Source organism: Mesorhizobium sp. M4B.F.Ca.ET.058.02.1.1 (assembly GCF_003952505.1).
Taxonomy (GTDB): domain Bacteria; phylum Pseudomonadota; class Alphaproteobacteria; order Rhizobiales; family Rhizobiaceae; genus Mesorhizobium.
Genome location: NZ_CP034450.1, coordinates 1,748,516 through 1,772,078, shown reverse-complemented (window position 1 = coordinate 1,772,078; position 23,563 = coordinate 1,748,516). Strand labels below are relative to the sequence as shown.

At 65.1% G+C, this 23,563-nt stretch carries 17 protein-coding genes and 1 pseudogene; 13 read left to right on the top strand and 5 right to left on the bottom strand.

Features of this window, described 5'->3' with window-relative positions; all coding sequences use genetic code 11:
* Nucleotides 1-56: 56 nt before the first annotated feature.
* Entirely contained in the window at nt 57-947 is an 891-nt protein-coding gene (locus EJ073_RS09055; protein WP_348627267.1) for a YihY/virulence factor BrkB family protein, read from the bottom strand.
* Nucleotides 948-1,206: 259 nt separating this feature from the next.
* Between EJ073_RS09055 and EJ073_RS32920 the strand changes: the two genes are divergently transcribed.
* From EJ073_RS32920 to EJ073_RS09035, 3 genes are all read left to right on the top strand, one after another.
* The gene (locus EJ073_RS32920) at nt 1,207-1,773 is read left to right on the top strand and encodes a low affinity iron permease family protein (RefSeq protein WP_348627250.1); all 567 of its coding nucleotides are present in this window, start codon (nt 1,207-1,209) and stop codon (nt 1,771-1,773) included.
* 539 nt (nt 1,774-2,312) lie between these two features.
* A complete protein-coding gene (locus tag EJ073_RS09040) occupies nt 2,313-2,807 on the top strand; it encodes a hypothetical protein (RefSeq protein WP_126055411.1) in 495 nt (164 codons plus the stop codon).
* 514 nt (nt 2,808-3,321) lie between these two features.
* Complete coding sequence (locus EJ073_RS09035) at nt 3,322-3,807, top strand: hypothetical protein (RefSeq protein ID WP_245455516.1); 486 nt, start codon at nt 3,322-3,324, stop codon at nt 3,805-3,807.
* A 137-nt stretch (nt 3,808-3,944) separates the two neighbouring features.
* Here EJ073_RS09035 and EJ073_RS09030 read toward each other — a convergent pair whose 3' ends face one another.
* The 3 genes from EJ073_RS09030 to EJ073_RS09020 all read right to left on the bottom strand — a co-directional run bounded on the left by EJ073_RS09030 (nt 3,945) and on the right by EJ073_RS09020 (nt 6,784).
* Nucleotides 3,945-4,592, bottom strand: a complete 648-nt coding sequence (locus tag EJ073_RS09030) for a response regulator transcription factor (RefSeq protein WP_126055410.1) — start codon at nt 4,590-4,592, stop codon at nt 3,945-3,947.
* A complete protein-coding gene (locus tag EJ073_RS09025) occupies nt 4,589-5,962 on the bottom strand; it encodes a sensor histidine kinase (RefSeq protein WP_245455515.1) in 1,374 nt (457 codons plus the stop codon). Before EJ073_RS09025 ends, EJ073_RS09030 begins: the two co-directional genes overlap by 4 nt.
* Before the next feature lie 111 nt (nt 5,963-6,073).
* Complete coding sequence (locus tag EJ073_RS09020) at nt 6,074-6,784, bottom strand: response regulator transcription factor (RefSeq protein WP_126055409.1); 711 nt, start codon at nt 6,782-6,784, stop codon at nt 6,074-6,076.
* A gap of 751 nt (nt 6,785-7,535) precedes the next feature.
* Between EJ073_RS09020 and EJ073_RS09015 the strand changes: the two genes are divergently transcribed.
* From EJ073_RS09015 to EJ073_RS08980, 8 genes are all read left to right on the top strand, one after another.
* Entirely contained in the window at nt 7,536-10,340 is a 2,805-nt protein-coding gene (locus EJ073_RS09015) for a hypothetical protein (protein WP_126055408.1), read from the top strand.
* A 320-nt stretch (nt 10,341-10,660) separates the two neighbouring features.
* Nucleotides 10,661-12,400 (top strand): type I secretion system permease/ATPase, encoded by a 1,740-nt coding sequence (locus EJ073_RS09010; protein WP_127399838.1) that lies wholly within the window; start codon nt 10,661-10,663, stop codon nt 12,398-12,400.
* A 3-nt stretch (nt 12,401-12,403) separates the two neighbouring features.
* On the top strand, nt 12,404-13,699 hold the full coding sequence (locus EJ073_RS09005; RefSeq protein WP_126055406.1) for an HlyD family type I secretion periplasmic adaptor subunit: 1,296 nt from the start codon (nt 12,404-12,406) through the stop codon (nt 13,697-13,699).
* 219 nt (nt 13,700-13,918) lie between these two features.
* The gene (locus EJ073_RS09000; protein WP_245455514.1) at nt 13,919-14,836 is read left to right on the top strand and encodes a 2-dehydropantoate 2-reductase; all 918 of its coding nucleotides are present in this window, start codon (nt 13,919-13,921) and stop codon (nt 14,834-14,836) included.
* A 32-nt stretch (nt 14,837-14,868) separates the two neighbouring features.
* On the top strand, nt 14,869-15,603 hold the full coding sequence (locus EJ073_RS08995) for a class I SAM-dependent methyltransferase (RefSeq protein ID WP_189347333.1): 735 nt from the start codon (nt 14,869-14,871) through the stop codon (nt 15,601-15,603).
* A gap of 67 nt (nt 15,604-15,670) precedes the next feature.
* Complete coding sequence (locus EJ073_RS08990) at nt 15,671-16,399, top strand: GNAT family protein (RefSeq protein WP_189375199.1); 729 nt, start codon at nt 15,671-15,673, stop codon at nt 16,397-16,399.
* A 79-nt stretch (nt 16,400-16,478) separates the two neighbouring features.
* A complete protein-coding gene (locus EJ073_RS08985) occupies nt 16,479-17,858 on the top strand; it encodes an aminotransferase class V-fold PLP-dependent enzyme (protein ID WP_126055403.1) in 1,380 nt (459 codons plus the stop codon).
* A gap of 194 nt (nt 17,859-18,052) precedes the next feature.
* Nucleotides 18,053-19,327, top strand: coding sequence for an NAD(P)/FAD-dependent oxidoreductase (locus tag EJ073_RS08980; RefSeq protein ID WP_126055402.1), 1,275 nt, complete (start codon nt 18,053-18,055; stop codon nt 19,325-19,327).
* Nucleotides 19,328-19,398: 71 nt separating this feature from the next.
* Here the strand turns inward: EJ073_RS08980 and ade are convergent.
* Nucleotides 19,399-21,107 (bottom strand): annotated as a pseudogene (gene ade / locus EJ073_RS08975) (adenine deaminase).
* 714 nt (nt 21,108-21,821) lie between these two features.
* Between ade and EJ073_RS08970 the strand changes: the two are divergent.
* A complete protein-coding gene (locus tag EJ073_RS08970; protein WP_126055401.1) occupies nt 21,822-22,889 on the top strand; it encodes a glycosyltransferase in 1,068 nt (355 codons plus the stop codon).
* Between the two features lie 144 nt (nt 22,890-23,033).
* Entirely contained in the window at nt 23,034-23,477 is a 444-nt protein-coding gene (locus EJ073_RS08965) for an SRPBCC family protein (protein ID WP_126055400.1), read from the top strand.
* Nucleotides 23,478-23,563: the final 86 nt, after the last annotated feature.

Genomic DNA, 23,563 nt, shown 5'->3' with positions numbered 1-23,563 from the left:
CGACGGTCGCCTCCTTCAGCACGCCATTCGCAATGAGACAGTATTTGGCGGCGCGGTCATGGATCCGCGCGGCGCTCCCGAGCGAGCATGAGCGCAAGGATTGAGCCGGCGCAGGTCGCGACCAGGATCGAGACCCAGGTGACGCCTCGCGATTGTGGCTCGGTTTCGGCGGCCGTGACGGCCTTGTTCGCGGCAGCGTCCTGCGCCACGACGGGACCCATGTCCGGCCTCGACCCGCGGCGGATTGAATAGGCGCGCGTCAACTCGGCGCCGAAGAGGAAGATCTGCGAAGAATAATAGACCCACAGCAGCGTGACGATCAGGCCGCCGGCGGCGCCGTAGGATGAGGCGATCGTGCTGGCGCCCAGATACCAGCCGATCGCAGATTTACCGACGGTGAAAAGCGCCGCCGTCACCAGCGCGCCAAGGCCGACATCGCGCCACGCCAGCGACCGATCCGGCAAAAGCTTGTAGATGGCGGCGAACAGCACCGCCGTCAGAACGAACGACAGGATCGTGTTCAGCACGCTGGCTATCGCCTCGCCAAACGGCAGATACGCATTCAGCGTCGCAGCCAACGCCGAGATCGCCGCGCTGGCGATCAAGGAGACCAGCAAAAGAAAGCCCAACGCGGCCACCAGCCCGAGGCTTGCGGCGCGTGCCCGCACGATTCTCGACAGGGACGTGTCGGTTGGCTCGACTTTCCAGATGGTGTTGAGCGCGAGCTGCATCTCGCCGAAAACCCCGGATGCGGTGGCGAGCAGCGTGACCAGTCCGACTATGGCGGCCCATGTTCCGCTTGTCTGGTTCGACGCCGACTCCAGCGTGGCGCGGAATAGCTCCGCGCTCTGCGCGCCCATCAGTCCGGAGATCTGCGCCGACAGTGCAAGTTCCGCCGCCTGGTGCCCGACCACGATCCCGGAGATTGCCACCACGATCAGCAGGATGGGCGCCAGCGAGGTTGCGGCATAGAAGGCGAGAGCTGCCCCCGGCTCAAGGCATTGTCGTTGACGAAGCCGGTGGCGCTCTCTTTCAACAAGGCCCAGATCATCGCCATCAACGCCTCGATGTCCCGCGTACCGGCCACCGCTCCCGCCACGTCGTCAAGGCAGCCAGCTCCCGGTCTTCGCCTTGCGCGCGGCGGCGCGGTTCTGACCAGCGGCCGCCCTTGTCTTGGCGTCCTTGGAATGTCTTGGCGTCCTTGGAATGCGCGGCGATCGCCGGGCCGGCACCGGTCGCATTGCGCATTTCGCCGCTCTTCCCGGCCGGCGGCTGCTTTCCGATCAGGCCAGGAAAAGTATTTCCGAAAAGGCCCATGGCAGATCTCCTTGGCACGCCGGCCTGAGCGTTAATCTGCCGCCTTTCGTTTTGTTCCCGAGGCAACCGAACCGCCATTGGGGCATTGAAGGCAACAATGGGAGACGCGCCATGGACCGGCCGCTTTACTTTCTTGCGGAGTTCTTTTCGAAGCCGCCGGGGTTCTATGTCATGTTGGCCGCCGCGCTTTTATGCGCGCTCGTGGCGAGTTCGACGGTCGGGACCTACATCCTGTCGATTTCCGCCATTGCCTTGACGGGAGTGGTGCTGATCCAGAACTATCGCGACACCTCGGCCATACAGGCCAAGCTCAACGAAATCATCGTGGCGCTGGATGCCGCGAGAAACGACGTTGTCGGTCTTGAGCACGGCTCGCGGGAAGAGATCACCGCCGAGCTCGAAAGCATCGAGAAAAGGGCAGGCCGCACCGCCAAAAGCAGGTCGGGCACAGCCTAGCGGCGCGTGCACGGCCATGCCTGAAAGCCGCCGGTCTTTCGCCAGCGCGGCGGGCGTCCGGAGAAATTGCTGCTGGCCGTCATAGTTCTCGTCACCTTCCGTCGCGCGCAGGCCGATTTGCGCGCTTGCCCATCAGCCAACGGCGGAGCCAGAACATGCCACCGGGCAACATGCTCGGCTGCCCCATTGCCCTCATGGCTTCCAGCCACTTGTCGAACGCGATTCCGCGATTCTGCCGGTTCGCGGCCGGCCGTGGGGTGCCTGCTCCCAAGGGCGGCGTCGCCAGCACGAAATGGCGGCGCCGGTTTTGCCGTCTCTGTCCCGGAATCCGCCTTGCGAGGCCTTGTGCAAGGACTACATCTTGAGGTTGAACTAAGACCTAAGTCTGATATCAGACAAGCAAAAAGTCCGAAGAGGCAAGACAAGGGTCGTGGGCCACTTTCGCGAAGCCCCGCGATTTGTGAATGCTTTCTCATCGACAATGCCGTTGGGGTTTTCGGCTAGCTGTCGCGCCGGTTGACCGGCAAGGGGAGAGTGGGATGCGCGTACCGCGCATGGGCCAACTGGGCTGGCTTGTCTTGCGCGTTTTCGCCGCGCTGGCGCTGATTTTTGCACCCTTTCACCTCTCGGTCGATGGTGTCGCCACCAACAAGGCCTATGCCGGCAAGGGCGGCGGCGGGAACGGAAACGGCGGCGGCAATGGTGGCGGGAACGGAAACGGCGGCGGTAATAGCGGCGGCGGGAACGGAAACAGCGGCGGCAATAGCGGGAACGGAAACAGCGGCAACAGCAACGCCGGCGGCAACGGCAAGGGAAACAGTAAAGGCAAGGCCGGCGATGCTTCTGTCGATCATGTAAACGCCGTAACCGGCGACAAGGTCGAAATCGACGGCAAGAACATCAGGGTCACGCACCCTAACGGTATGAAGGAAGAAATCGAAAACGGCCGCTTCAGGATGGAGGACGCGCTTGGGCGCACCATCGTCGAAAGAGCGGCAACCGCGGCCGATGTGGCGCGACTGAATAGTTTTTGAATGGTTTGTGAGAGCGAGGTTCTATCTGGAGTGATCTTTTCGGGACCGAAGGTCAGCGCTGCAAAATCAGGTTGCCACCTTTTGCTTCGTCTCTTCGGTTCTTGATCATCGGTTGACAGGACTTCCGTGCTCACCTTGCCCCCGCCTACTGGCGGGGGTATTTTTTTGGGGTCCGCCTTGCATTTCTGCCGGGCGACCCTTGGCGCATCGCGGTTCGTTGGCGCGGTCCTGTGTTTTTCACGCGCTATAGTTCTAGAGAATTGCGCCCCGCTTTCCAAGAGACTTGGTTAACGCGCCGTCAACCGGCCCCGGTTTGCGGTTGCCGCTGTCGCGCCTGGCGGCATTGCGCCGACCGTGCGACATAGGTCCGGCATAGGCGGCAAAAAAGGTCTGAACCGGCAAGGCATGGGTCGTGGGCCGCTTTCGTGCGCGTGCGCTTGCATGGATTCTTTGCTTCTCAATCGTGCCGGCCGCGGTCTGTCAGACCGCGCAGAAGACCGGCGGGGAGAGAAGGGTGCCAAAACTGTCCTTGAACCGGCTGAGCCGACTTGCCCTGTTGATCTCGACGGCGCTGGCGCTGACGATCGCGCCTTGCCACGTCAAGCTCTACGGCGCCGCCACGATCGTTCCCGCCTTGGCTTATGCCGACGGCGGGAATGGCAATGGCGGCAATGGCGGCGGCGGCAACGGGAACGGCGGCGGCGGCAATGGCAACAGTGGGGGCAATTCAAGCTCCGGCGGCAGCAACAGCAACAACAGCGGTAACAATTCAGGCAACAATAACGGAAACCGCGGCAACAGCGCCAATCATAACAGCCACGTCAACGCGGCGACCGGAGACAAGGTCGAGATCAATGGCAGCACTATCAAGGTCATCCATCCCGACGGAATGAAGGAAGAGATCCAGAACGGCCGCTTCGAGATGGAGGATGCCTTTGGCCGAACCATCATCGAGCGCAAGGCGACGCCTGAGGATCTGGCGCGCCTCTTGGCCTTGTGAGGGCACGGAACTACCCCCTCTCTGTGCCTCACCCACCCCCGCCCTCAGGACGGGGGTGATTTTTTGAGGCAGTAGGGCAGTCGGAGCCGTGTGCTCCATGGCCTTTACAATTTCCTGTTCCCTACTGCCTTATTCCCCTACTGCCCTCTTTCCTTCGCCTCGTGCATCAGCAGCGCCGCCTCCGTGCGATTGCGCACGTTGAGCTTGGCCAGCACCCTGGTCATGTGATGCTTGACCGTCTTCTCCTGCAGCGAAAGCCTGGCGGCGACCTCCTTGTTGCTGAGGCCCTCCGCCACCAGCCGCAGGATCTCGGCCTCGCGGCCGGTGAGCTGGCTGAGCGGATCGGGCTTGCGACTCGCCGGCTGCAAGAGGTCCGACAGCAGTCTCGCCGACAGCGTTGGCGAGACATAGCTCTGGCCGGCGGCGACGTCGCTGAGGATCTCGGCCAGCGTCTTGGAGCCGACGCCCTTCAGCACATAGCCGCGCACGCCGGTGTTGAGCGCCTGGGCGACGTCGGCATTGGTCTCCGACACGGTCAGCATGACGATCTTCTGGCCGGGGTGGCCGGACAGGATGGTGGCCGCGGCGTTGAGCCCCCCACCAGGCATGCTGATGTCGAGCAGAAGGACATCGGGCGCAACCGTCTGGACCAGCCTTTCGGCGTCCTCGGCGCTGGCGCCTTCGCCAACAACGGCGAAGCCGCCGATTTCGCCCAGGCTGCGCGCGACACCCTCGCGAAACAGGGGATGGTCGTCGACAATGGCGATGCGGATGGTTCCGGTCACGGCTGCTCCTCGACAGACAATGTAATCACCAATCGCGTGCCTTGCGGCCCGGACAGCGTCTCGAACTGCCCGCCGATACTCTCGATTCGTTCCCGCAAGCCCGCAAGCCCGAGCCCTTCGCTCTTGCCCGGATCGAAGCCGGGTCCGCCGTCCATCACTTCGACCATCAGCCTGCCGCCTTTCATGCTGGCCCGCACCGCCTGATCCTTGCCCTTTCCGTGCCGCCAGGCATTGTTCAGCCCTTCCTGGACGAAACGGTAGATGCTGATCTTCTCGGAAGTGCCGAGTTCAGGCAAGCGGGCAGGAAGTGTCAGCGCCACCCTGCTGCTTGTGCGGCGTTCGTGTTCCTTCACCGCAAGCCGCAATATGTCGGGTACGGCCTGTGTTTCGATCTGCGGCAGCACCAGGCCGTTGCAGATGCCGCGGATCTCGCGCATCGCCTCGCCGAGAGTCTTGTGGATGCCCGAAATCTCGGCCTCGCGCAACTCGCTCGAGGCGGCGGGATCAAGCAGGATCGGGCTGTCCATCCTCAGCGCGGCGAGCGCGACAAGCTGCGCCGGCCCGTCATGCAGGTCGGCGCCGATGCGCCTGAGATAGCGTTCGTTGATGGCGGTGGCGCGGCGCGAGGCGCGCTGCACGCGCTGACGCAGCGACGAGTTCTGCGACAGCGCCGTCTGCAATTCCGCGATCTTGGCCTCGAGCGCGGCGCGTTGCGTCTCGATGGTGCGGCTGCCGCGAAAGACGATGCCGGACAACAGCGTCAGCGCCGCCGCCGTGGCGCCCGCCACCACCAGCCAGCTCGACCAAAGTGCTGCCCGCAGCGTCGCCTGGAATTCGTCGGCAACCTCGTAGAATTCCGACACGGCGACGACTTCGCCCGACCAGGGCTCGCGCACCGGATTGTAGATCTCGAACAGCGGCTGCGCGAAAGTCTTGTTGCCCCTGTTTTCGACATCGTCTGAGACGTCGTTGTACTCGGCCACGACATTGCCCGCGAAAGCGGCGATGAGGTGTGGGTTCGGCTCGAACGTCTTGCCGATCAGCGTCGGGTCCTTGGCGTAGAGGATGGTGCCGTCGCGCCGCCACAGCTTGAACGAGACAAGCCGGTTGCCGAGCGCGCCCTGGCCAAGCGTTTCGTCGAGCGCCCGCTTGACGGTGTCGCCGAGCTCGCGGCTTTTGCGCATGTCGGGCAGCAGCGGCGCGATCACGCTGTCGACATAGAGCGCCGTGGTCGCGGCGGAATTGGTTATCACGCCTTCGCGGATCTGCGAGGTGACCCACAGCCCGACCACAAACATCGCCGCCAGCAGCCCGACGCCGCCGGCAATGAAGAACTGCAGGGCGAGCGAAAGCCTGCCCCAGCGCTGCAAATATCCCCCCAAGAAAGTCCCGAGCAATCGCACCACCTCTCCCTGGCTGGGGAGATTATAGGCTTAGCGCGGCGTTTGCGACATCGACCTTTGTGCGGCCCACGCGGGTTTTCATTTGGCCGGGCGCGACAACAGTCTCGGACCGGCGGCGGAATCGGCTTTTGCCGTGCGTCCGCTCCGGGCCTCTGGCCCGATCTGGCCGGCGGCGAGCTGCAAAAGCTGGGCCCGCGAGGAGACCTGCAATTTGCGATAGATGTTGTTCATGTGGATCTTCAGCGTGCCCTTCGAAATCCCGATATCGAAGGCGATCTGCCCGTTCGGCCTGTCGGTGACGACCAGCCGGGCGATCTCCAACTCGCGGCTGGTCAGCCGCGACGACAGGTCATGCCACTTGGTCCTGCGCGCCGCCTCGCTTTGCATGGCCTCGCCGACCAGCTCGGCGGGCAGCCAGCGGCCGCCGGCGGCGACCCGGTGGAGGCATCTCAAGAGCGCGTCGATAGCAGCTTCCTTGAGCACGATGCCGGCAACGCCGGCCGCGACCGCGTCATAAAGCTGGGCCTGCGAGGCGCCGACCGTCAGGAGAACGCAAAGCGTCGCAAGCCCCTGCCTGCCGATCTCGGCGGCGACCTCGAGCCCGCTCATGCCGGGCATGCTGAGATCGAGCACGGCGACATCCGGTTTCTCCTGCCGGATCATCGCCATTGCAGCCGTGCCGTTTTGCGCCGATCCGACGATCCTGAAGCCGGGATCGCGGGCGATCAGGCTGGTCAGCCCGTGCAGCAGCAGCGGGTGATCGTCGGCGACGAGGATTGTCGCGACCATCGTCAGTCCGCCCCTGGTCCGTGTTCGGTCACGGTGACTTCTCCCCTGCGTGCCCAAAACGGGACGCTTCCTGTCATGCCGGAATCGATACGGGATCGCGGCTTGCACCCCCAGCGTGAAACCAAGCCGACGGAAGTAGCGTGGTCGCACAAATATTAGCAACTACTTAGTTAACCCCAGGCCGGGTGCCTTAGCAAGATGCGAGGCGATTGACGGAAAAGCTCAGGAGCCGCCCTGCCGATGCAGGCCTTTGTTCTTGCGACGCAACGAAGCGCGCGGAAAACTCTGGCGGCTTGAGCAAACGTCGCGACCCCCTTCGAGGAAAAGCGAGAATCCTCGAAAAGATATATTCGCGTGATCGCCGAATTTTACTTATGGCGACATCGTGATGGTTCCTATAACCGGGGTTATATGGACGCGCTCACTGCAACCTGCAAAGTATGGTTTGGGAAATATTAACGTCCAAGCGGTTGCTGATGACCGCGTGGGGTTCGGGGCTTAGGGCGTGAGTATAGCAGTCAGTCCGACGGCGGGCCTGTCCCGCCATCCGGGGGGTGTTGTGTCTGGCGAAGGGGACTCCTCGCCGGTCTTTTCCGCGTCCAAAGCCGCCACCGTTTTTTCATGCAACGATCGCTTGCCGGCAGGGCCGCGCTGCGCGGACCACGGACGTTTGGCGCCGGCGCCGCGATCAGACTGGGTCTAGGGGACGGCGGCTCGGCCGCCGACCGCGCAACTTTGTGGAGGAAGTAACATGGCGGACATTGGCGGCGGCGTGCTTCTCGAAGCAACGACCATCGGATCGGGAACCGGGAACTACGATTCCTTTCTGCGCATTCAGGCGACGAGCGTCGAGGAGGGTTTCAACACCGATCAGAACGGCAACGTGCTCGACAACAAGGCCTCCTTCACGCACAGCCTGCAATTTGGCGATCTCCAGCCGATCAATGTCGGCGGCACCGACTACATCGAATTCCGGCTGGACCTCAACGAAAGCAACAACACCACCAACGGCGAGATCTCGCTGACCGACCTGAGGATCTACATCTCCGGTGCCGACGCCACGCTTGCCGACTACAACGCCGGTTTTGCCGGGTTCACCTCGATCTTCGATCTCGCCACCACGCAAGCGCTGATCGACGCCAACCACGGCTCGGGAACGGACGACTACCGGGTGCTTATCCCGGTCACCGCCTTCACCGATGCCGGCGTTACCGCAGATTCCTACGTGACGCTCTATTCGAGCTTCTCGGGGTCGAATGGCGGCTTCGAGGAGTGGCGCACCACCACGCTCAGCGGCGGCGCCGAGGACCAGCCGGCGATCGCCATCGACAAGATCACCATCGACGGCGCTGCGTCGGGCGACGGCCTGGTCGTGCTGGTCGACGAACCGATCAGCTGGCAGTACACGGTGACCAACACTGGCAATACGGCGCTGTCGAACATCGTCGTGACCGACGACCAGGGCGTGATCGTCTCGCCCGAGCTCAGCGGCGGCTTCAATGTCGGCGATCTCAACCATGACAACAAGCTCGACACCGACGAGACCTGGATCTTCACGGCTACCGGCACGGCCGTAAAGGGCGACTATTCCAACATCGGCTCCGTGTCGGGCGAGGGCGGAGGCACGACGGTCAACGACAGCGACGGCTCCAGCTATTTCGGCGCCGATCCGAAGATCGACATCGACAAGGTTACGGTCGACGGCGCGACGTCGGGCGACGGGCTGACCATCCTGGCCGGCGAGTCGATCTCCTGGAAGTACACCGTGACCAATCTGGGCAATGTCGCCCTGTCGGGTATCAATGTGACCGACGACCAGGGCGTAGTCGTTACGCCGGATCTCGTCGGCGGCTTCAACGTCGGCGACGCCAATCAGGACGGCAAGCTCGACCTCACGGAGACCTGGATCTACACCGGCACCGGTGTCGCCGGCATCGGCAGCTACAGCAATATCGGCACCGCCTCCGGCTCGTTCACCGACGATGCCGGCCACACCGCCAATCCCAGCGACACAGACCCCTCCAGCTATTTCGGCGCCGACCCGCAGATCAAGATCGACAAGGTGACGGTCGACGACACCGCCTCGGGCGATGGCATCAGCATCCTTTCCGGCGAGCCGATCTCCTGGAAATACACGGTGACCAACCTGGGCAACGTCGCGCTGTCGGGCATCAACGTGACCGACGACCAGGGCGTGGTGGTTTCGCCGGACCTCGTTGGCGGCTTCAATGTTGGCGACACCAACCAGGACGGCAAGCTCGACCTGACCGAGGCCTGGGTCTACACCGGCACCGGCGTCGCCGGCATCGGCGACTACAGCAATATCGGCACCGCCTCCGGCTCCTTCACCGACGATGCCGGGCATACCGCCACGCCTCAGGACACCGACCCCTCCAGCTATTTCGGCGCCGACCCGCATATCACGCTGGACAAGAAGACCAACGGCGTCGATCACGGCCTCAACATCTTCCAGGGCCAGCCGGTGACCTGGACCTACGACGTCAAGAACGACGGCAACGTCGCGCTGTCGAACGTGGTGGTGACCGACGACAACGGCACTCCTGGCATTGGTGACGATTTCCATCCGGCGGCGATCCTCTCCGGCGGCTTCAACTCCGGCGACGCCAACCAGAACGGCCTGCTCGACGTCGGCGAGACCTGGCACTACCAGGCCACCGGCACCGCGCAGCTCGGCGGCTATGTCAACAACGCCACCGCCACCACCGATGCCTATACCGATACGGCCGGCCATTCGCGCACGCCGAGCGCCACCGACAGCAGCGACTATGAAGGCTACTCCAACAAGGCGCTGACGCAGGGCTTCTGGGGGAGTCATACCGACGCCTGGGACAACATCCCCGGCAACGAAGGCAATCCCACCAAGAGCGCCGTCAAAAGCGGCGTCCTGTCCAGTCTCGACGTCAACCCGAGCGTCGACGACCCAGCCACCGTCGGCGTCGACGAGAGCAAATACCTGCTGCTTGGGGATGCGAACCACAACGGCTTGGTCGACGACGACCACAACCTGTGGATTTCAATCTCCCTGGCAAAATCCATTGAATCAAGTTCGACCAGCGGCGACGCGCGCGTCATCATGCTGCAGCAGGCGATCGCCGCCCAGCTCAACATCGACAACGGCGTGGCGCAGCCCTTCAACTTGATCGACGAAGCTGTGATGTGGCTGAAGGGCCAGGGCGCCTGGGCGAGCCTCGGCGTCAATCTCGACAGCAACAATGACGGCTTCATCGACACCAACGGCGCCGGCACGGCGTTGGCGGGCCCCGCGGTGAAGACCAGCTCGATCGCCTGGAACAAATATGTCGACGTCATCGACCCGGCATCCGGCATTGCCGACTGGAACGGCGGCCAGGAAGCCAATGGCGAGGGTCTGAAGAACGCGCTGATGTGGTTCAACCAGGATCAACTGGTGACCTCGGGGCCGGGCGGCAACGTCGGCTGGTTCAATGGCACCACCATCATCGACGAGCATCCCAACACGCTCGACCAGTTCTGGCTGACGCTGCATGAGGTGGGAGGCCTGACGGGCATCAAATGAGCTGGCGTCCGGCCTTTCGGCCGGCACCTCTCTGCTGCGTTGCCGCGTGAATTGGCATGGCAAAGGGTTCCGCCATCTTCGATCTGGCGCAGGCGCGGCTTCCCGGTCTCGGCTTGATCGCCTGCGCCATTCTGCTCGCCCTGGCCGGCGCGATTGGCGCGTTGCCGGCCTGGGTCTGGCTGATCCCACCGGCGCTGGCGGGCGCCGGCGCGTTTGCCTTGTTGCGTGCGCCCGGCAGCGCTGACGCCGTTGCCGGTGTCGTGCGGCGTCCGACGGCAAGGCCCGGCACCCGGCCGCCGGGCTCGGAACTCGCAGCCGCCATGCGCTCCTGCCGCTCGGCCTTTGCCGCCATCGCCCTGTTCAGCGGCGTGCTCAACGTGCTGATGCTTTCGAGCTCGATCTACATGCTCGAGATCTACGACCGCGTGCTGCCCAGCCGCAGCGTGCCGACGCTGATCGGCCTCAGCCTGCTCGTCGCCATCCTCTATGCCGGCCAGGCCGTGCTCGATTTCGTGCGCGGCCGCATCCTGGTACGCATCGGCACCGCGCTTGACGAGGCGCTCGGTGCCCGCGTCTACGCCAGCGTGCTGAAGCTGCCACTGAAGCTTGGGCGCGGCGGCGACAACATGCAGCCGGTGCGCGATCTCGACAGCGTGCGCACCTTCATGTCGGGCAGCGGCCCGACCGCGCTGTTCGACCTGCCGTGGCTGCCGCTCTATCTGGCCATCATCTTCATGTTCCACGTGCTTCTCGGCCTGACCGCGCTGGTCGGCGCGATCGTGCTGGTGCTGCTCACCGTCTATGCCGAGCGGCTGACGCGCAAGCCGGTCACGTCAGGCACGCAGACCGGCATCGTGCGCAACGGCCTGACGCTCGCCGGCAACCGCAATGCCGAGGTGATCGCGGCCTTGGGCATGGGCGGCCGCATGGCCGCAAAGTGGGAGGAGGCCAACCGCGACTATCTCGCCGAGCAGCGCAGCGTCAGCGACATTGCCGGCGGCTTCGGCGCCGTCTCCAAGATGCTGCGCATGCTTCTTCAATCGGCCATGCTCGGCGTCGGCGCCTGGCTGGTGATCGAGCAGCAGGCGACGGCCGGCATCATCATCACCGCCTCGATCCTCAGCGGCCGCGCGCTGGCCCCGGTCGACCTGGTCATCGCCAACTGGAAGGGGTTCCTCACCGCGCGGCAAGGCTGGCAGCGGCTGAACAGGATGCTCGCCGCCATGCCGGCCGACGCCCGGCCGACCGCCCTGCCGATGCCTGCCCGTCATATCTTCATGCAGATCGTCAGCATCGCCGCGCCAGGAACCCAGCGGCTTTTGGTGCATGAGGCGAGCTTCGCGCTCGAGGCCGGCCATGCCGTCGGCATCATTGGGCCGAGCGGCTCCGGCAAGTCGACGCTGGTCAGGGCGCTGGTCGGCGCCTGGCCGCTTGCGGCGGGCCGGGTCCGGCTCGACGGCGCCGACCTCGACCAGTGGTCGCAGGAGGATCGCGGCCGCTTCATCGGCTACCTGCCGCAGGACGTCGAGCTGTTCGCCGGCACGGTGGCCGAGAACATCGCCCGTTTCGAGCCGGACGCCGATCCGGCATTGGTCATCGCCGCCGCCAGGGCCGCCGGCGCGCATGATCTCATCGTCGGCTTCCGCGACGGCTACGAGACCGAGATCGGCGAGCTCGGCGAGGCGGTCTCGGCCGGCCAGCGCCAGCGCATCGCGCTCGCCCGCGCGCTCTATCGCGATCCCTTCCTGGTGGTGCTCGACGAACCGAACTCCAATCTCGACGCCGAGGGCGAGCAGGCGCTGTTCCAGGCGATCCTCCTGGTGCGGCAGCGCGGCGGCATCGTCGTCCTCGTGGCGCATCGGCCGAGCGCGCTCGCCACCGTCGATTTCGTCCTCGCGATGAACCAGGGCCGCATCCAGGCTTTCGGCCTCAAGGACGACGTTCTCGCCCGGCTGTTCCCGCGGCCGCAGCCGGCGGTGGCAACGGTGGCCGGCGTGCCGCGGCTGAGGCTCGCCACCGAGGAGCCGCCGCGCTCTGGCGCCGCGGCGGCCGGGGAGTGAGGGATGCGCGCCACCTCTCACCAGTCCATTCGCGCCCACACGCTTCTCGGCCTCGGCGCGGTCGCGCTGCTGGTCGGCGGCGTCGGCGGCTGGGCCGCGCTGACGCAAATCTCTGGGGCGGTCATCGCGTCGGGGGTTCTCGTCGTCGATTCCCACGTCAAGGAGGTCCAGCACTCGACCGGCGGCATCGTCGGCGAGATCGCCGCCCATGACGGCGACCGCGTCAAACAGGGCGCGCTATTGGTGCGCCTCGATCCGACCATGCCGGCCGCCAATCTCGCCGTGGTCACCAAGGCGCTCGACCAGTTGTCGGCGCGCGAGGCGCGGCTGGACGCAGAGCGCCAGGGCGCCGGTCAGATCGCCTTTCCGAAGGCCCTGCTCGACCGGGGCGGCGATGCGGTGGTGGCCGAGATCATCGCCGGCGAAAAGCAGCTCTTCGAGACACGGCGGGCGGCGCGCTCCGGCCAGAAGGGCCAGCTCAGGGAGCGCATCGAGCAGCTGCGCAAGGAGATCAGCGGCGACACAGCCCAGGCCGATGCCAAGTCGCATGAGATCGAGCTTGTCGGCGAGGAACTCGTCAGCCTGCGCGCGCTGTGGAAGAAGCGGCTGATCTCCATCGACCGGCTGACCGCGATGGAGCGCGAGGCGACGCGGCTCGACGGCGAGCGCGGCCAGCTGACGGCGGCGCTGGCGCAGGCCGAAGGCAGGATCGCCGAGATCAACCTGCAGATTATCCAGGTCGATCTCGATCTCAGCACCGAGGTCAACAAGGATCTGCGCGAGATCGACGCCAAGATCGGCGAACTGATGGAGCGCAAGGTCGCCGCCGAAGACCAGCTCAGGCGCATCGACATCCGCGCGCCGCAGGACGGTGTCGTGCAGCAGTCGATCGCCTACACGATCGGCGGCGTCATCACGCCCGGCCAGATTATCATGCAGATCGTGCCCGACAGCGACAGCCTGGCGATCGAGGCCAGGATCGCGCCGAGCGACATCGACCAGCTCTTCGTCGGCCAGCCGGCGGCGCTGCGCTTTTCGGCCTTCAACCAGCGCACCACGCCGCAGATCAACGGCACGGTCGAACGCACCTCGCCCGACACCACCACCGACCAGCGCACCGGCATCAGCTACTACACCGTGCGCATCGCCACCACGAGCGCGGAGGTGGCGCGCCTCGGCCAGGTCAAGCTGGTTCCCGGCATGCCGGTTGAATCCTTCATCAAGACCGCCGACCGCACGGTGCTCTCCTACCTGGTCAAGCCGCTGCAGGACCAGATCAGCCGTGCCTTCAGGGAGTAAGGCAGGCCGAAAGCGCTTAGGGTCGCTTGCTGTCCAGGCGTCATCACGCCCGGCCAGGTTATCATGCAGATCGTGCCCGACAGCGGCTAGTCGCGATCTGCTTGCCGCCGAATATCCGCCCCGGTCCGGCTGGCTGTGTATTCAAGGAAATGCTAATATTGACCTGGTCGGTGGGAGCTTCGTGCGGCCGATCGCGGCGGCGGGCGTCGAGGGGACGGCATGCGGATCGCAATGATGGGAGCGGGCGGCATCGGCGGCTATGTCGGCGCCAGGCTCGCCGAGCTGGGGGGCGAGGTCAGCTTCATTGCTCGCGGTGCCCACTTGCAGGCAATGCGCCAGAGCGGCCTGCGCATTCAAAGCGACCTCGGTAACATCTTGCTGTCCAATGTGTCTGCGAGCGACGCGCCGGCCGACATCGGTCCCGTCGATCTGGTGATTTTCGCGGTCAAGCTCTACGACAGCGAGAAGGCCGCCGCCACGCTCGGACCGCTCATCGGCGGGAACACGCGCGTCGTGACGCTGCAGAACGGCATCGATAGCGTCGGCATTCTCCGCCGCCATATTCCGGGCGACAGGGTGATCGGTGGCGCCACCTACCTGTCCGCATTCATCAAGCAGCCCGGAGAAGTCGTCCACGCGGGCGGGCTGCGTGACATCCTCGTCGGCGGACACCGCGACCCTGTCATCAAGGAACTTCAGGCGCTGTGCGATCGGGCTATCGGGCTGGAGCTGAAGCCGGTTGCCGACATCGACAATGTGCTTTGGGAGAAGTTCGTGACATTGGCGGCCTTCTCCGGCGGAACGTCGCTGATGCGTTCGGGGATCGGTCCGATCCTCGACGACCCCGAGGCGCGCATCTTCATCGAGCAGCTGCGCGACGAGGGCATGGCGATTGCCGCGGCCGCCGGTCATCCGCTGGCCGAGGGATTCGAACGGCGCGTCACGACCAGGTGGAGCGCATTCCCCCCGCATGTGAAATCGTCGATGGCGAACGATCTCGAAAGGGGAAAGCCGATCGAGGTCGCCTGGCTGTCCGGGCGGATGCACCAGCTGGGCATCGAGTTCGGCATCGCGACCCCTGGCCACACGGCGGTCTTCCGCGCCTTGCATCTCTACGCAGCAGGTGCCGCTGCCTAGCGGCATCCCATCGACCTTCCATGGAGGGCATCGTGACATCGAGCGAAGGCATGCCGGCGACGACAGGGAGCGAGGCAACGGGCTCCCAGGACATGTTCAACAGGGAGCTTGATACCTATCGCAGGATCGTGGATGCAAACCTCATGTTCCATCGCGAGGTCTATCGCCTTCTGCGTGACGTGCTCACGGAGCTTGCGCCTGCGTCGTTCCGCTTTCTCGACGTGGCGTGCGGCGATGCCGGCGCCTCCGCTGCGACGTTGAGGACGACCACGATCGGCAACTATGTCGGCATCGATCTGTCCGAGGCATCGCTGCGGCTGGCGGCTCGAGAGCTCGATATCCTTCCTTGCCCGGTCGAGTTGCGTTGCAGCGATTTCGCGCATGCGATGGCGACGTGGTCGGAGCCCGTCGACGTGATCTGGATCGGCATGTCGCTGCACCACCTGCCGACCGAGGGTAAGGCGCGGCTGATGCGGCACGCCCGCAGGGCCCTGGGAGGGATGGGCCTCTTCGTCATCTGGGAGCCAGCGCTTTTCGAGGGAGAGGATCGCGCCGCCTGGCTCGCCCGCTTCTCCTTGCTGCGCGATGAATGGTCGGCCGTTTCCGACGAGGAGTTCGCCGCCATGGAACGGCACATGCTACTGGCCGATTTCCCGGAAACCGCCGCCACATGGCTCGGCATGGGGCGGGATGCCGGCTTTTCCCACGCGGAGGAGATTTTCGTCATGCCGAACAGAATGGGTAGGATGTTCCGATACTGGAACTAGAGCACTCCAGCAAAAGCGTGAAACGGCTTTCCGTCCGCAACTGCTCAAAACAAAGAGATGCGAGACAATGTCATCCAAGCTGAAACCGAACGAGGTCACGCCGGGTGATGCGCCGGTTCCCTTGGCCATTGAGCTTGCCGGCCGCTGGGGGCGGCTGCGGCCGCTCGACGCCGCGGGCGATGCGGCACAACTCTACCTGCTCTCGCATGACGAGCACACGCACGCCACCTGGGTCGACATGAAGGTGGGGCCGTTCGCCACCGAACGGGCCTTCGCCGAGCAAGTCGCCGTCCTGGTGGCCGATCCCAAGCGCGCCTTCTTCGCCGTCGATGGCCCCGATGGCGGGCCGCTCGGATGGCTCTGCCTGATGGAGGCGCGACCCGCGCATCATGTCGTCGAGCTCGGCTATGTGCTCTACACACCGCCGCTGCAGCGCACGCGGCTCGCCACCGAAGCGCTCTACCTCATCCTGCGCCACGTCTTCGACGATCTCGGCTACCGGCGCCTGGAATGGACCTGCACCTCGACCAACCAGCGCTCGCGCAAGGCGGCCGACCGACTCGGCTTCGTCTATGAAGGCATGCTGCGCGAGAGCCTGTTCCTGAAGGGCAAGCCGCGCGACATCTGCATGTACTCGATGCTTTCCAGCGAATGGCCGGCCCGCCGCGCCGCCTTCGAGGCCTGGCTCGATCCCGCGAACTTCCGCGATGGGCGGCAGATCTGGTCGCTGACCGAAATCCGTTCGGCTGCCGGCCATGATCCCGGGGAGCCGGCGGATCCGCCGCTGCCGGTCTGACGGAAAACCCTTGCCGGTGGCGATGCCGGTTTTGTGCTAATCAAGTCCAGTGGTTTCGCATGCATCAAGGGGGCAGGCTATGAAGGCGCTCGAAATCTCCAATCAGGATTTGTCGCGGCTGGCGGACGAGGCGATGGACCTCGCCACGACCTATTGGGCCTCGCTCGATGACCGTCCGGCCTATCCGTCGACCAGCGGCAGGGAGACAACCGAACTCTTCTCGCGGCCCTGGGCCGAGGAGGGCAGGGGCCGGGACGTCCTGCACGACTTCAAGTTGATCGCCGAGCATGCGCGACCATCCGCTGGCAGGTTCTTCGCCTACGTCTTCGGTTCCGGCGAGCCGGTGGGGGCGGTGGGAGAATTGCTGGCGGCGGTGCTCAATCAGAACGTGTCCTCGTGGCGATCCGCGCCGGCGGCGACATCGATCGAACACGCCGTCGTCGGTTGGCTGGCGGAGGCGGTCGGCTGCGCCGGATTCACCGGCAGCCTGTGCGGCGGCGGCTCGGCGGCAAACCTGATGGCGCTGGCGATGGCGCGTGAAGCAAAGTTGCCGGCCAATGAAACAGGGGTGCGCGGCGGCGTGGTCTATGCATCCGAGCAGGTGCACATGTCCATTGCCAAGGCGGTGGCGCTGCTCGGCATCGGCAGGGCGAACCTGCGCCTGGTTCCCGTCGACGACCAGTTCCGGATGCGTCCGGACGCCCTCCAGGCGGCCATCGCCGCCGATCGCGCGGCCGGACGAATACCGATCGCGATCGTCGCCACCGTCGGCACCATCGTCTCCGGCGCCATCGACCCGCTGCCCGAGATCGCCGCTATCGCCGGACGCGAGGGCATGTGGCTGCATGTCGACGGCGCGTATGGCGTTCTGGCGGCCCTGGCCCTGCCGGAGACGCTCAACTCGCTGGCGCTGGCGGATTCGCTCTCGCTCGATGCGCACAAATGGCTTTATCAGCCACTGGATTGCGGCTGCCTGCTGCATCGCCACCCGGACATCGCGCGCAGGACGTTTTCGCACAGCGACGACTATGTTGGCCTGCTGAGCCAGGATCCCACGGAAGGTTTCGCCTTCTTCGATCAGTCGTTCGAGCTGTCGCGGCGTTTCCGCGCGCTGAAGCTCTGGCTGTCGCTGCAATATCACGGGCGCCGCGCCTTTCGCGAGGCGATCGCCGAGGACCTGCGCCATGCCCGGCTTCTGGCCGAGACGGTCGAGGCGCATCCGGAGCTGGAGCTTCTGGCGCCGGTGCCGCTCAGCGCGGTCTGTTTCCGTCATCGCGCCAAGGACAACAGGGCGATCCTGAGACGCGTGATCGCGCGCGGTCGCGTCTATCTGTCGAACGCGACGGTCCACGACCAGTTCGCGCTCAGGGCGTGCTTCGTCAACCACCGGACGACGGACGGCAATGTGCTCGAAATCGTCTCGGAGGTGATCGCGGCAGCCGCCGAACTCAACGATTGAGGCTTGGAGCAATTCCGGGAAAAGTGTGAAACGGTTTTCCGTCCGGATTTGCGTCAAAACAAAGAGCTCTAGTTCGCCGACTGCCGATCTGATGGCCTCGATGGCGAGCCCCTTGTGATCGTTGCAATTCAAGTGGTGGCTGTAGGCAAGGTACAGTACATTAGAAAAACGAAATATTACTTTGGGAGTCCGCCATGGCAGAGAGGGAAGACGGCCGGACGCCGTTACCCAACGGCGCTGGCGCCGACTATGACCTGATCATTGTTGGTGGCGGTCTTGCGGGATCCTCGCTGGCCATCGCCCTTGCCGGTCGCGGCGCGCGCGTTCTCATCGTCGAACAGCAGGACGAATTCAGGGACCGCATCCGCGGCGAGGTTCTCATGCCCTGGGGAAGTCTCGAGGCCCAGCGCCTGGGCGTCTATGCTTTGCTTCTCGAAAGCTGCGCCACCGAGGCGGCCTACTATTCAAGATTCCGGGATGGCTCTCTGCAGGCTGTGCGGGACTTGATCGCGACGACGCCTTCCCGGACCTGTTGCATGACGTTTCCCCATCCGCAGATGCAAACGGTTCTGCTGAAACATGCCGAGAGCCTGGGAACGGAGGTGAGGCGCGGAAGCGTGGTCTCGGCGGTGACATTTGGCGATGTCCCACGAGTTCACGTCGGCAGCGACGCAAAGGGTCTCTCGGCGCGCCTGGTCGTTCTGGCGGACGGCAGGGATTCGCGTCTACGCTCGCTTCTCGGCTTTGAGGTGAGGCATGATCCCGAACTGCTGATCACGGCCGGCATGATCCTGGAGGGCGACGTCGATTGTTCGGAGGTTCTCGCCGGCAATGCCCCACCGCGGGCAAACACGATCAATCTCTTCTATGATCCCATGGGCGGGCGCATGGTAATCGCGATGAAAATTGCCCCCCGGCGCAACCGCATCTATCTCATCTACCACAAGGATGTTCTGCCGAAGCGCCTTTCCGGCCGTCATTCGGTGGAGGAGATGATACGCCAGCTGCATGCGACAGGCGCGCCCGCCCACTGGTTCGACCGGGCACGGCAGGCAGGTCCGTTTGCCAGCTTCGACGGGTCGCATCGATGGGTCGACAGGCCCAGTCGCGACGGGGTTGTTCTGGTCGGCGATACCGCGGCCGCCACCGACCCTGCCTGGGGCAGGGGGCTGTCGCGGACGCTCCGCGATGTCCGGCTGCTGCGGGACCGATTGCTCGAAAACCCCGATTGGCGATCGGCGGCGGAGGCCTACGCTGGCGACCATGATGATTTCTACGGCTGCATGCGACGCCTGGAGGCGATGGAGACAGCATTGCTGTTCGAGCGCGGAGAGGCGGCCGACCGGCGGCGCCAGCATGCCTTTGCGCTTTTTGCCGGCGATCCGACGCGGGTTCCGGATGTCGTCGGATTGGGACCCGAGGCACCCTCGGATGATCTGGCCCGTGCTCGTTACTTCGGAGAGATGTGAGGGACGGATTTAGATCCCGACCGTGCCCCGACAGCGCATGCCTTTTGCTGCGCCGGCAGGTGCCGGTCGCCTCACTCGACGAAGCCGAACCTGTCGACGTCGAACAGGCCCATGTCGGTGAGCTTGAGATGCGGGATCACCGGCAGTGCCAGGAACGCCACCTGCAGGAAGGGTTCGGGGATCGTGCAGCCGATGTCGCGCGTCGCCTCGCGCAACTGATGCAGGGCATGGGTGACGGTCTCGAAGGGTTCCAGGCTCATCAGCCCGGCCAGCGGCAGCGCCAGTTCTGCGGTGATGACGCCGTTGTCGGCCACCGCCATGCCGCCGCCCATCTCGATCAGCCGGTTGACCGCAACCGCCATGTCGGCGTCGGTGGCGCCGACCACGGTGATGTTGTGGCAGTCATGGCCGATCGAGGAGGCGATGGCGCCGCGCTTCAGGCCGATGCCCCGGACAAAACCCTTGCCGATATTGCCGTTCCTGCCGTGCCGCTCGACCACCGCGGCCTTGAGGATGTCGGCCTCGGGGTCGGCCTGCAGGCACTGATCGAGGACGGGCAGGGCGGCGTCCTCGCGGAAGGTGATGATCAGGCCGGGCTTGATCGCGATCACCGGCGTCTGGTTGCGGCCCGCCCTGGCCTCGACACGGAAGGCATCCGCCGTGACCGGCTTCGCCTTCACCGAGCCGAGGCCGACCGGCGCCACCGTGCCTCGGGTCTCGAACAGTTCCGGCGTCACCAGCCGTCCCGCGGAGACGACATCGCTCACCCGGCAGTCCTCGAGGTCGTCGAGCAGGGCGATGTCGGCACGCCAGCCGGGCGCCACCAGGCCGCGATCGGTGAGGCCGAAAATGCGCGCCGCGGAATGGCTGGCGGCGCGGTAGACATGATGCAGCGGCCGGCCCTTGGCGATCAGCCGCCGGATCGAGGAATCGAGATGGCCTTCCTCGGCGATGTCGAGCGGATTGCGGTCGTCGGTGCACAGCGCGACGAAGCTCGACGTATCGGCGTCGAGGATCTCGGCCAGCGCGTCGAGGTCCTTGGAGGCCGAGCCCTCGCGGATCAGGATCGCCATGCCCTTGGCGAGCTTTTCCCGTGCCTCGGCCGCGGTCGTGGTCTCGTGGTCGGTGCGGATGCGGGCCGCCAGGTAGCCGTTGAGCCGCTGGCCCTGAGCAGCGGCGCGTGGCCGTCGATGTGGCCGTCTGAAAAGGCGTCGAGCTTGGCGATCATGCCTTCGTCGCCGGCGAGCACGCCGGGAAAATTCATCACCTCGGCGAGGCCGACCACCTTGGGATGGGCGCGGAGCGGGACGAGGTCTTCCGCCTCCAGCCGCGCGCCCGAGGTCTCGAACGCCGTCGACGGCACGCAGGACGACAGGTTGACCCGCACGTCGAGAATGGTCCGCTCGGCGCAGTCGAGGAAATAGCTTATGCCTTCGACGCCCAGCACGTTGGCGATCTCATGCGGATCGCAAAGCACGGTGGTGACGCCGTGCGGTAGCACGCAGCGGTCGAATTCGAGCGGGCTGACCAGCGAGGATTCGATGTGGAGGTGCGTGTCGATGAAGCCGGGCACGGCGAAGCGGCCGCGGCCGTCGATCACCTCGGCAGCCTGATAGCGCGCATGGGTGCCGACGATGCGGTCGCCGACGAGGGCGATGTCGGTTTCGCTCACCCTGCCGGTGACGACATCGAGCAGCCGCACGTTGCGGACCACCAGGTCGGCGGGAATCTCGCCGGCGCCGGCGCGGATCATGCGGGTCAGCAGTTTCTTCGAATCCATGGGTCCCCCAGGCAAAGTCTGCCGCTACGCTCGTCCCAACCGCCGAAGCGGTCAAGGGGCGTGACTTTGGCCGGTGCCGGGCCGCCTTGTCGACACGTCGCAAAGGTGTTCCGGCACCGGAAATCGCGGGCAGACCTTAGGGTGGACGTGTTGCATTTCGGTCATACGGTCGATCACGAACCAGTCATATGGGCAATCCATAATATGAGAAGCGGGGGCTTCAAGTAAGCTAGAAGCAATTCCAGGAAAAGTGCGCAGCGGTTTTCCGTCCGGGATTGCGTAAGCTAGAAGCAATTCCAGGAAAAGTGCGCAGCGGTTTTCCGTCCGGGACTGCGTACGGACAAATACTGGAGCAACGTCCGCTCCAGCCTGAGGGGCGCAATCGACGCCCCGGGCTTGTTACGGCCGCATTTCGCGGTCACACTCCGGATATGCCTTCGGGGCGCGGGACGCACTGTCCCGGATCGAATGAAGGACCATTCCCGTCGGAGCCGGCCGCTGCACCATCCGGACCGGATCCCCGACTGCCTTGCCGCGGCGCGCCGAATGCCTGCGGCGGATGACCCTCGAAGGCAATCGCGGCCGCTCAGCTGACGTCGCAACGCAACCCGTCCACCCGAGGCAAGCGCAAGTCTTGCCCCAGGGAAACTCGCGGGCTTAAGGCTTATTCCTGCGGGTTCCGCCGAAACCAAAGCAAATGCGAGGTCCAACGCGATGCATCCGATGCCCAGCCGGATTCCGGTGTCCATCATCATCCCGAACTACAATTACGCGCGCTTCCTCGAACGCAGCGTCGACAGCGCGCTCGGCCAGGACCATGACGACGTCGAGGTCATCGTCGTCGACGACAGATCGAGCGACGGTTCGGCGGCGGTCATAGAATCCTATGGCGACAGCATCCGCGCCTGCCTGCGGCCAAGGAATGGCGGCCATGCCGCCGCCTTCAACACCGGCTTCGCGGCAAGCTCAGGCAGGATCGTGCTGTTCCTCGACGCCGACGACTATCTCTACCCGGACGCCGTCTCCAGGATCGTCGACGCCTGGGATCCGGCGACCGCGCAGGTGCAGTCGCGGCTGCACATCGTCGACGAAGCACAGCGCGTCAAGGATGTCTTCCCGCCGCCGGAACTTCCCTTCGACGATGGCGACGTGGTGCCGAAGCTGCTGCACAAGGGGCGCTACCAGACGACGGTGACCAGCGGACTCGCCTTCGAACGCTCGACGCTGGACACCATCATGCCGATCCCCGAAGCCGATTTCCGCCAGGGCGCCGATGGCTATCTGGCGACGCTGGCGCCGCTCTACGGGCAGGTGCAGTCGATCGAGGAATGCGTCGGCGCCTACCGTATCCACGGCGCCAACCATTCCGTCTTCGGCGAAAAGCTTGCCGAGCGGGCGCGGTGGCGGGTGGCGCATGATTTCCACCGCATGGCGGCGCTGTCGGGCCAGGTCTCGGGCGTCGGCCTGGCGGTCGAGCCGGCCGAGACCGTCCTGCATGATACGCTTCATCTGGAGGAGCGGCTCGCCTCGCTCTGCGCCGACCCCGACCGGCACCCGGTCGCCAATGATTCCAAACTGGCGCTTGCCGCGCACGGCGCCGTCGCCAGCCTCGAGATGACGGCCTCGCTCAGGCGTCGCGCCATGCTTGCCGCCTGGTTCCTGTCCGTCGGCATGCTGCCCGGAAGGATGGCGCTCGCCGTGCTGTCCTGGAAGCTCGACGCCGCGTCGCGGCCGGCCTTCCTCGCGCGGTTCTCCAAATCCATCCGCCAGGCGATGGGTTGAAAGCATTCGCCTCACATGCTTCGCTGAGCAGGGCAGGGAGCGGGAGAGGGCAGGGCTTCAAGAAATTTGACAGCCCGTGTCGGACTGGCCAGGCCCCCGTACGTCCTTGGGGCATCGATCAGCAAATCAGAGAGGACATACGATATGCCAAGCACCGTACGTTTGCACCGCGTTCTGGCGACCAAGCCGGAGAAGGTCTACCGCGCATTCGTCGAAGCGGACGCGCTCGCGAAATGGCTTCCGCCGAACGGCTTCACCTGCACGGTGCATAGTTTCGAGGCAAAGGTCGGCGGCACGTTCAAAATGTCCTTCCGCAACTTCACCACGGGCGGCAGCCACGCCTTCGGCGGCGAATATCTCGAACTCGTCCCGGGCGAGCGCCTGCGCTACACCGACAGGTTCGACGACCCCAACTTGCCGGGCGAGATCCAGGTCACCGTGATCCTGAAGCAAGTATCGTGCGGCACCGACCTCGACATCACGCAGGCAGGCATTCCGGACGCCATCCCGGTCGAAGCCTGCTATCTCGGCTGGCAGGAGTCGCTCCGCAACCTGGCAAAACTCGTCGAGCCCGAGATCAATCAGTAGGGCATGTCGCCCGAGAGAGCGCAGCGGTGACGGCGACGACGCCCCGCCTCTCCCCGCCAAATGGCGGGGGAGGTGGCCGCGAAGCA

Bases quoted from the DNA above. Each gene is read 5' to 3' on its own strand.
- EJ073_RS08990 (WP_189375199.1), top strand. From the start codon at position 15,671: ATGTCATCCAAGCTGAAACCGAACGAGGTCACGCCGGGTGATGCGCCG.
- EJ073_RS08985 (WP_126055403.1), top strand. From the start codon at position 16,479: ATGAAGGCGCTCGAAATCTCCAATCAGGATTTGTCGCGGCTGGCGGAC.
- EJ073_RS08980 (WP_126055402.1), top strand. From the start codon at position 18,053: ATGGCAGAGAGGGAAGACGGCCGGACGCCGTTACCCAACGGCGCTGGC.
- EJ073_RS32920 (WP_348627250.1), top strand. From the start codon at position 1,207: ATGCGCGGCGATCGCCGGGCCGGCACCGGTCGCATTGCGCATTTCGCC.
- EJ073_RS09020 (WP_126055409.1), bottom strand. From the start codon at position 6,784: ATGGTCGCGACAATCCTCGTCGCCGACGATCACCCGCTGCTGCTGCAC.
- EJ073_RS09000 (WP_245455514.1), top strand. From the start codon at position 13,919: ATGCGGATCGCAATGATGGGAGCGGGCGGCATCGGCGGCTATGTCGGC.
- EJ073_RS08970 (WP_126055401.1), top strand. From the start codon at position 21,822: ATGCATCCGATGCCCAGCCGGATTCCGGTGTCCATCATCATCCCGAAC.
- EJ073_RS09005 (WP_126055406.1), top strand. From the start codon at position 12,404: ATGCGCGCCACCTCTCACCAGTCCATTCGCGCCCACACGCTTCTCGGC.
- EJ073_RS09040 (WP_126055411.1), top strand. From the start codon at position 2,313: ATGCGCGTACCGCGCATGGGCCAACTGGGCTGGCTTGTCTTGCGCGTT.
- EJ073_RS09015 (WP_126055408.1), top strand. From the start codon at position 7,536: ATGGCGGACATTGGCGGCGGCGTGCTTCTCGAAGCAACGACCATCGGA.
- EJ073_RS08965 (WP_126055400.1), top strand. From the start codon at position 23,034: ATGCCAAGCACCGTACGTTTGCACCGCGTTCTGGCGACCAAGCCGGAG.
- EJ073_RS09010 (WP_127399838.1), top strand. From the start codon at position 10,661: ATGCGCTCCTGCCGCTCGGCCTTTGCCGCCATCGCCCTGTTCAGCGGC.